The following is a 1301-nucleotide window of genomic DNA, read 5'->3' as shown; positions in this document are numbered from 1 at the left end:
GGCATCGAAAAGAGTGGCTGAAGGGGTTGCCGGATTTGAAGTGGTTTGTGTGGGGTGGTTTGGTGGAGGGGTTGGTAGTTGGGGATGCGGAGGAGTTGCGAGCAGCGCGACGGTATGTGGACCTGCGATGGGTCGTGTGGGATTTTCGTCCCCATCTTGATGCTGACGGTGTGGTGGGGAGTCTCGAGTGGCTGGCGGGTGTAGTGGCATTGAGGGTGTGGGGGATACGGCTTGGTCCTGCGGGTGTGGAGGCTTTGGCCCGGTCGCCCTGCCTCCAGAACCTCACCAGGCTGGACCTGAGGGACAACGGGATTGGCCCTGTGGGTGCTGTGGCGTTGGCCCGGTCACCCTACCTCCAGAACCTCACCACGTTGGAGCTGTGGGACAACAGGATTGGCCCTGCGGGTGCTGTGGCTTTGGCCCAGTCATCCTACCTCCAGAACCTCACCACGCTGGAGCTGTGGGACAACAGGATTGGTGATGTAGGTGCGGAGGCGTTGGCCCAGTCGCCCTACCTCCAAAAACTCACTACGCTGGGCCTGAGTGACAACGGGATCGGCGCTGCGGGTGTGGAGGCTTTGGCCCGGTCGCCCCATCTTCAGAATCTCACCATGCTGGACCTGGGGGGCAACGGGATTGGCCCTGCGGGTGCCAGGGCATTGGCGCGGTCGCCCTACCTCCCAAACCTCACCACGCTGGACCTGAGGGTCAACGGGATTGGCGCTGCGGGTGCAGAGGCATTGGCTCAGTCGCCCTATCTTCAGAACCTCACCACGCTGATCCTGAGGTGGAACGGGATTGGGGATGCGGGTGCGGAGGCTTTGGCCCAGTCACCCTACCTTCAGAACCTTATTATGCTGGACCTGGGGATCAACAAGATTGGCGCTGCGGGTGCAGAGGCATTGGCTCAGTCGCCCTATCTCCAGAACCTCACCACGCTGATCTTGAGTGACAACAAGATTGGCGCTGCGGGGGCGCAGGCGTTGGCTCAGTCGCCCTATCTCCAGAACCTCGCCACGCTGGACCTGAGGGAAAACGGGATTGGCGCTGCGGGGGCGGAGGCGTTGGCTCAGTCGCCCTATCTCCAGAACCTCACCACGCTGGACCTGAGGAAAAACGGGATTGGCCCTGTGGGTGCGAAGGCGTTGGCCCAGTCACCCCATCTTCAGAACCTCACCACGCTGGACCTGAGGGAAAACGGGATTGGCCCTGCGGGTGCGAAGGCGTTGGCCCAGTCACCCCATCTTCAGAACCTCACCACGCTGGACCTGAGGGAAAACGGGATTGGCGCTGCGGGGGCG

The 1301-nt window shown here is 62.3% G+C and carries 1 protein-coding gene; it reads left to right on the top strand.

The features are described 5' to 3' along the window. A partial coding sequence (locus H0921_RS17560) for a leucine-rich repeat domain-containing protein (protein WP_194539833.1) occupies positions 1–1301 on the top strand: 1301 nt, incomplete at both ends.

The organism is Thermogemmata fonticola, assembly GCF_013694095.1.
Classification (GTDB): domain Bacteria; phylum Planctomycetota; class Planctomycetia; order Gemmatales; family Gemmataceae; genus Thermogemmata; species Thermogemmata fonticola.
The sequence above is the reverse complement of the archived record's forward strand: the minus strand, read 5'-3'. Positions and strand labels throughout refer to the sequence as shown.